Consider the following 7,383-nt stretch of genomic DNA (forward strand, 5'->3'; position numbering starts at 1 on the left):
GTCTTTTCGGGCACATACGGGGCGGGGCTCAGCAGACCCACAGGCGGCGGTCAGCGTGAGCGGTCGGTCGGCATGCCGCCACGTCTGGTAGGACCGCTGGCGCCAGTGCCAGTGGGAGGGGCTGAGCGTCACCGATGACCACCGTCGAGATCATCTTCCTGGCAGTCTACTTCAGCTTGCTGAGCGTGCTGGGAGTCTACGGCTCCCACCGCTACCGCATGGCGTTTCTGTACTACCGCCACAAGTTCAAGCTGCCGACGCCCAATGGCACGCTGAAGGCGCTGCCTCGTGTAACCATCCAGCTGCCCATCTTCAACGAGATGTACGTGGTGGAGCGCCTGGTGGAGTCGGTGTGCCGCATCGACTACCCGCGCGAGCTGCTGGAGATCCAGGTGCTGGACGACTCCACGGACGAGACGTGCGGCATCGCGCGCGCGTGCGTGGAGCGCCACCGGCAGAAGGGCCACGACATCGTCTACATCCACCGCGTCAACCGCCAGGGCTTCAAGGCGGGCGCGCTGGAGAACGGCCTCAAGCTGGCCACGGGCGAGTACGTGGCGGTGTTCGACGCGGACTTCGTCCCCAGCCCCGACTTCCTGATGCGCACGGTGCCCTTCTTCGCGGACGCGAAGGTGGGCATGGTGCAGGTGCGCTGGGGCCACCTGAACCGTGAGTTCAGCATCCTCACGCAGGCGCAGAGCATCTTCCTGGACGGCCACTTCATCATCGAGCACACCGCGCGCAACCGCGCCGGGTGCTTCTTCAACTTCAACGGCACCGCGGGCATCTGGCGCCGCAGCACCATCTCCGACGCGGGCGGCTGGCAGCACGACACGCTCACGGAGGACCTGGACCTGTCCTACCGCGCCCAGCTGAAGGGCTGGCAGTTCATCTTCCTCCCGGAGGTCATCTCCCCCGCGGAGGTGCCGGTGGACATGAACGCCTTCAAGAGCCAGCAGCACCGCTGGGCCAAGGGCTCCATCCAGACGGCGAAGAAGCTCCTGCCCACCATCCTCAAGAGCGACCTGCCGCTGCTGGTGAAGCGCGAGGCCTTCTTCCACCTCACCAACAACATGGCCTACCTGTTGATGGTGCTCCTGTCCGTGCTGATGCCCATCAGCATGGTGGTGCGCTTCCAGCACGGGCTGTACGGCACGCTGTTCCTGGACCTGCCCTTCTTCATCACCGCGACGGCCAGCGTCTGCGTCTTCTACGTGGCCGCCCAGCGCGAGCGCGGCGTGAAGGGCTGGGAGCGCTTCAAGTACCTGCCCTTCCTGATGAGCCTGGGCATCGGCCTGGCCATCAACAACGCGAAGGCCGTGGGCGAGGCGCTGCTCAACCAGCAGTCGGGCTTCGCGCGCACGCCGAAGACGGGCGCGGAAGGCAAGAGCGTCAAGGCCGTGAAGAAGAGCTACCGGGGCAGCAAGACGCTGATGCCGGTGGTGGAACTGCTCTTCGCCGCCTACTTCACCGGGGCGCTGTGGTTCGCCATCGACTCGCGCATCTACACGTCGGTGCCCTTCATCATCCTGTTCCTGGCGGGCTTCCTCTACGTGGGCGTGTCCAGCCTGCTGCAGGGCCTGTCGGGCCGGGCGAAGGCGCCGGACGCCGCTCCCGCGGTGGCCTCCTCCGAGGAGCAGCCGCGCCAGGCGGCCTGATCCGCTCCCCGCCGCTTCCGCAGGTCACCTCGCGCCGCCGCTTCCCTCCTGGGCCTCCAGGGCGGGGAGGGCGGCGCGGTGCTTTGGGGCCTACCTGCCGGCGTCGGGGGCGCCGCGCAGCAGCACCTGCTCCTGGCGCACCGGGGCGGGGCCGGAGGTCGCGGGGCGGCAGCCCTCGTCGATGGCGGTGCTGGACGCGGCCCTCAGCGTGAGGCCGGCGTCGGTGCAGGCCACGGCCTCCGTCGGGAAGGCGACAGGGCAGGGCGTGCCGGAGGCGCTGAAGCCGGTGGCGCGCGTCTCGCCCACGAAGCCCTGGGGCGTGCGGGTGAGGACGATGCCCACCGAGCCCGCGTCCGGGGACTCCACGCCTCCATCCGCCCACGCCCGCACCACCGCGAGCGTCAGGGTGCGGCCGTCGTCCTGGCCCAGGTAGCGGAAGGCCGGGTTCTGGGCGTGGTGGTAGTCGCCTGACTGGTCCTTCTCGCAACCGGGCGGCACGTGGATGGGGGGCGGCACGGAGGCCGTGGAGGTCTCCACCCGGGGTGGGGCCTTGCCCGGACAGGCCGCGAGCGAGAGGACACAGAGGCCAAGGGGGAGGGTGACGAGGGCGCGGTGCATATGGGGCGCGGATATTCTCCCAACGGACGGCCCGGTGGGACGGTGTTTGCTTCCCCTGGGATGACTCTCTAACCTTCGGTCCGACATGAGTCTTCGCCGCTTCGCCATCCTGTCGCTCGTCGCCACCCTCGCGCTGCCCTCCGCTGCGTTCGCCCAGGACATTGACGCGCTCCTCGGCCCCTCGTCGGAGGACACGAAGCCCTCGAAGCCCAAGGGCAAGACCAAGGCCGCGAAGCCGCCGAAGGCGACGGCGAAGAAGAAGACGCCGCCCAAGGAGAAGAAGGTCACCACGCGCAAGGGCAAGGCGGGCAAGGGCGCCGCCACGGCCACCGCCGAGGACGCGACCCCGGCCAAGGCCACGCTCGTGCTCAAGCTGGGCAGCAACGCGCGCGGCGCGAAGGTGACGGTGGACGGCCAGGAGGTGAACCCCCAGACGCCGCTGGAGCTGACGCCGGGGGAGCACACGGTCACCGCGCGCCGTCAGAACTACTCGGACTTCAACCAGCAGGTGACGCTGACCGCGGGCCTGGCCACGGAGCTGACGGTCGCGCTGGACGCGGCGACGGGCTTCGCCACCCTGCGCGCGGACGTGCCCCGCGTCACGGTGTACGTGGACGGGACGCGCGTGGGCTCCGCCCCCATCGAGAACCACCCCCTGTCCCAGGGACCGCACGAAATCGAGTTCCGCGGGCCGGGGCTCAAGGACGTGAAGAACATCAACGTGCGCGCCGGCCAGCTCTACGTCGTGGAGGGGCGCCTGCGTCCCGTCACCGAGCCGATGGCGACGGCGACGCCGAAGACGGACGACGCGCCGCGCTCGACGGTGCTGGAGCCCTCGAAGCAGCCCTCGGAGCCCATGGACCAGCCCGGGCTGGCGCTGGGCACCGAGCAGCCGCCGGAGGTGAAGGAGAGCACCAGCAAGGCCTGGTACCAGAAGTGGTACGTCTGGGTGGGCGTGGGCGTGGTGGCCGCCGCGGCGGGCGCCGGGGCCTACGCGGTGACCCGGAGCCCCGCGGAGCTCTCCTCGAACGACGTGTGCGGCGGTCCGTGCGACGGCCAGATTGGCTTCTCCGGCCTGCGCCCCGTCGCACCCGCGAACGGCCTGCGCTTCTAGTGGCCCCGCAGGTCGTCTTCTGAGCGGCCCGCGCCCGGCTCCAGCCGCAGGAAGACGTTCGTCACGCGGCCCACGCCCCAGTAGTCCAGCGCGGTGGCGCGGATGCGGAAGGGCTCGGACTCCGGCAGGAGGGCGGTGAGGTCCACCTCGTTGGCCTCGAAGCTGAAGGCGCGCCGGCCCACGTTGTCCACCTGCTCGTTGCCAATGAAGACGCTGTCCGCGAAGCCCACGGCGGCGCGGCGCGACACCTTCCCCTTCGTGTCCAGCACCTCCAGCAGGAGGAAGTTGTCCACGGCGAAGCCCTGCGTGCAGGCCGCGTCTCCGCAGAGGCTGGCCTTGGCGCCGTCCAGCAGCAGCTGGGGCGTCTCTCCGGTGGCGACGACGCGCGGCGTGCGCTCGCCCTCGCGGGTGTCCACCTCCACGTCCTCGCGCTTCCCCTCCAGGCGCGCCGTCTCGCGCTCCGGCGTGGCGCCTAGCAGCTGCACCGAGCGTGGCTCGGGCGGCGCGGCGGCGGTGGACGGGGGAACCTGCTTCGCGCAGGCCAGGAGGCTCAGCGCGGCGGCGGAGAGGGTCAACGTTCGCGAGTGGCGCACCCGGAGGCTTGTAGCGAGCGGCCCTGGACGGGGTCAATTAGCATGCCCCCCATGCGGACCCTCCCCGGATGGTGGCTGTTGTGCGCGCTGGCCGCGGGCCCCGTGGCCGCGGCGGCTCCTCCCGCCCCCGCCGCGCCCGCTGTCCCGGGCGCCGGCAGCGTGGCGCCGGAGGTGCAGCTGTGCCTCCAGCACCTGAAGCCGGAGGAGCGGGACCGGGCCGCGAAGGCCTTGGGGCCGCTGGAGTCCGTGCCGCTCTACCGGGTCCAGCTGGAGGTGGAGCCGAAGGAGCGGCGCGTCTGGGGCAAGGTGCAGGTGCGGCTGGTGGCGAAGGGGCCCAGGCCGGTGACGGAGCTGTACCTGCGGCTGACGCCCAACACCCGCTCGCGCCAGGTGACGCTCTCCGGCGCGAAGCTCAACGAGAAGGCCGTGACGCTGGAGCTGGGGCCGGAGCCCACGCTGCAGCGCATCGCTGTAGACCCTCCGGTGGCCCCGGGCGGCGCGCTGTCGCTGGAGGTCTCGGTGAAGGGCACGGTGCCCAGGGCGGCGCCGGGCGCGGAGTCGCTGATGGGCTCGGGCGGGCTCCTGGGCGGGAGCGCCAGGGGCGGCGGCGCGGACGACCACGGGGCCTTCTCCGCCACGGCGGACGTGGTGAGCCTGGTGGGCGTGGTGCCGCAGGTGCCCCCGGTGGATGACCGGGGCCAGCCGTGGGCCGGTCCGCAGGGGCTGGGAGACCTGGCGCTGTACGAGCCCGCGCACGTGCTGGCCACGCTCACCGTGCCGCCGGGCTGGTCCGCGCACGCCACCGGGACGCCCATGGGCGCGGTGCCGGAGCGCGACGGCCGGGTGCGCTACAGCTTCGCGGCGGCGGCGGTGCGCGACTTCCCGGTGCTGGTGACGCGCGGCTACCAGTCCGCCACGGCCACGGTGAACGGCGTCACGGTGGAGAGCCACTTCGCGGCGCAGGACGCGGCCGTCGGCAAGCGCGTGCTCAAGTACGCGTCGCAGGCCCTGACGGAGTTCGAGAAGCGCCTGGGCCCGCTGCCCTACACCCACTTCCGCGTGGTGCAGGCGCCCTTGAGCGGCGGCGCGGGCGGCATGGAGTTCCCGGGGCTGGTGACGGTGGGCACGTCCCTCTACCGCGCGAAGCAGGACCCGCTGTCCATGCTGGTGGGCATGCCCGGCATGGAGGCCATCCAGGAGCTGCTGGACGCGCAGGGCGCCGCGATGCTGTCCCAGGTGGGCGCGCAGGTGGGCGCGTCCCTGGAGCGCACGCTGGAGTTCACCGTGGCGCACGAGGTGGCGCACCAGTACTTCGCGGGGCTCGTGGGCTCGGACCCCATCCGCGACCCGGTGGTGGACGAGTCCCTGGCCCAGTACGCGGCGCTCCTCTACATGGAGTGGGCCCACGGCCCGGAGGCCGCCGAGTCCCTGCGCAACGAGGCCCTGGTGATGCCCTACCAGTTCTACCGGATGACGGGCGGCAGCGACGGCCGCGCGGACCGGCCCACGGGCGACTTCGACGGCGGCGAACTGGAGTACGGCGCGCTCGTGTACGGCAAGGCGCCGCTGCTGCACCACGCGTCGCGCAAGCTGGTGGGGGACAGCGCCTTCTTCAAGGCCCTGCGCGCGTACGTGGACACGTACCGCTTCAAGTGGGCGTGCAAGGCGTGCTTCACGCAGGAGCTGGCGAAGGCGAGCCCCGCGAACGCGAAGGCGCTCACCCAGCTGCGCACGCGCTGGTGGGAGGAGTCCCACGGCGACGAGGACCTGGGCGCCGCGGACCTCCAGGGGCTGATGGAGGCCATGGGCGGCGGCGCCATGGGCGGCGTGAAGCTGGACGCCCAGACGCAGGAGCTTCTGGAACAGCTGCTGCCCCAGCTCATGGGGCAGTAGGGCGAAGGCAACGGTCAGTCGAACAGCGCCTGCACGAACTCGCGCGGCTCGAAGCGGCGCAGGTCGGCGATCTTCTCGCCCACGCCCACCCAGACCACGGGCAGCTTCAGTTCGTCGCAGATGCCGATGATGACGCCGCCCTTGGCGGTGCCGTCCAGCTTGGTGAGCGCGATGGCGCTGACGCCCACGGCTTCGTGGAACTGCTTGGCCTGCTGGATGGCGTTCTGCCCGTTGGTGGAGTCCAGCACGAGCAGGATTTCATGGGGCGCGCCGGGCAGCGCCTTGTCCATCACGCGCTTGACCTTCTTGAGCTCCTCCATGAGCGGGGCCTTGGTGTGCAGCCGGCCCGCGGTGTCCGCGATGATGACGTCCGCGCCTTCCGCTTGAGCCTTCTTCACCGCCTCGAAGATGACGGCGCTCGGGTCGCCGTTCTCCGGGCCCTTCACCAGCTGGGCCCCGGCGCGCTCGGCCCACACGTCCAGCTGCTCCGTGGCGGCGGCGCGGAAGGTGTCGCCCGCGGCGAGCACCACCTTCTTGCCCTGGCCGGTGAGCTGCGCGGCCAGCTTGCCGATGGTCGTCGTCTTCCCGGCGCCGTTGACGCCCACCACCATCACCACGTGCGGCGGGCCACCGCCCTCCAGCGAGCGCGGCACGGGCAGGTCCACCATGCGCGCCACCTCGTCGCGGATGGCGCCCTTGATGCGCTCCGGGTCCTTCAGTTCGTTGCGCTTGAGCTTGTCGCGCGCCACCTCCACCAGGTGGTCCGCGGTGCGCACGCCGATGTCGGCGGTGAACAGAATCTCCTCCAGCTCCGACAGGACGGACTCGTCCATGGTGCGCTGGCCGCCGAACAGGCCGTTGAGCCGGGCCATGAAGCCCTGGTTCCGCGTGCGGTCCAGCCCCTGGGCCAGCGTGCGGCCACCCTCCGCCTCCACCTTGGCGCGCGCCGCGGCGGCCTCGGCCTGACGGGCGGCCTCCGCGCGGGCGGCCTCCTGGGCGATGGCCTCATCGCGCAGGCGCACCGCCTCCACCTGCTCCCGCTTGCGGCGCTCGCGCGTCTCGTCGTCCAGGGCCTTCTTGGCGCGGTACTCGACGCGCTTGGCCTCCTCCTCGCGCTCCTTGAGGGCGCGGACCTGCGCCTCCAGGCGGGCCTTCTCCGCGGGGTCCTTCGCGGCATGGGCGGCGAACGAGGCCGTCTCGCGCTCCCGGCGCAGCTCGTCCATGCGCGCGTGGGCGTCGTCCAGGTCGCGGCGCCGGGCGAGCTCCGCCTCGTTGGGCGGCAGCTCCACGCGCAGCTCGGGGCGCTCCGCGGGCAGCTGGGGCACCTCTTCGGGCTTCCTGGCGGCCTCCGGCACGCGCTTCCTGCCCAGGAGCTTCCGCGCCGCGACGAGCGCCAGGACGACGAAGACCGCCGCGCCGCCAATGCCGACGATTTGACCGTCGGAGAGGCCGGTGTCCGGCGGGGTGCCCGTGCCCGGCTGCGTCGTCCCGCCGCCGGGGGTGGGGG

6 protein-coding genes are annotated in these 7,383 nt (G+C 71.9%); 3 read left to right on the plus strand and 3 right to left on the minus strand.

Annotated elements, in window-relative coordinates; genetic code table 11:
* The first annotated feature begins 134 nt into the window (after positions 1–134).
* Entirely contained in the window at positions 135–1,658 is a 1,524-nt protein-coding gene (locus D7X96_RS30820) for a cellulose synthase family protein (protein ID WP_121725603.1), read from the plus strand.
* 90 nt (positions 1,659–1,748) lie between these two features.
* Here the strand turns inward: D7X96_RS30820 and D7X96_RS30825 are convergent, their stop codons facing one another.
* On the minus strand, positions 1,749–2,276 hold the full coding sequence (locus tag D7X96_RS30825; protein WP_121771375.1) for a hypothetical protein: 528 nt from the start codon (positions 2,274–2,276) through the stop codon (positions 1,749–1,751).
* 85 nt (positions 2,277–2,361) lie between these two features.
* Here D7X96_RS30825 and D7X96_RS30830 point away from each other — a divergent pair, with 85 nt between their 5' ends.
* Positions 2,362–3,390, plus strand: coding sequence for a PEGA domain-containing protein (locus D7X96_RS30830; protein ID WP_120552908.1), 1,029 nt, complete (start codon positions 2,362–2,364; stop codon positions 3,388–3,390).
* Here the strand turns inward: D7X96_RS30830 and D7X96_RS30835 are convergent.
* Positions 3,387–3,983, minus strand: coding sequence for a hypothetical protein (locus D7X96_RS30835; RefSeq protein ID WP_120552907.1), 597 nt, complete (start codon positions 3,981–3,983; stop codon positions 3,387–3,389). The two genes, D7X96_RS30830 and D7X96_RS30835, sit on opposite strands and share 4 nt — an antisense overlap.
* A 51-nt stretch (positions 3,984–4,034) precedes the next feature.
* Between D7X96_RS30835 and D7X96_RS30840 the strand changes: the two genes are divergently transcribed.
* Positions 4,035–5,876: a M1 family aminopeptidase gene (locus D7X96_RS30840; protein WP_121771376.1), complete on the plus strand. Its 1,842-nt coding sequence runs from the start codon at positions 4,035–4,037 to the stop codon at positions 5,874–5,876.
* A 14-nt stretch (positions 5,877–5,890) separates the two neighbouring features.
* On the opposite strand, the gene ftsY is transcribed toward D7X96_RS30840, so the two are convergent.
* A partial coding sequence (gene ftsY, locus D7X96_RS30845) for a signal recognition particle-docking protein FtsY (protein WP_244219783.1) occupies positions 5,891–7,383 on the minus strand: 1,493 nt, incomplete at its 5' end.

Origin of the sequence: Corallococcus interemptor (assembly GCF_003668875.1) — a bacterium.
Taxonomy (GTDB): domain Bacteria; phylum Myxococcota; class Myxococcia; order Myxococcales; family Myxococcaceae; genus Corallococcus; species Corallococcus interemptor.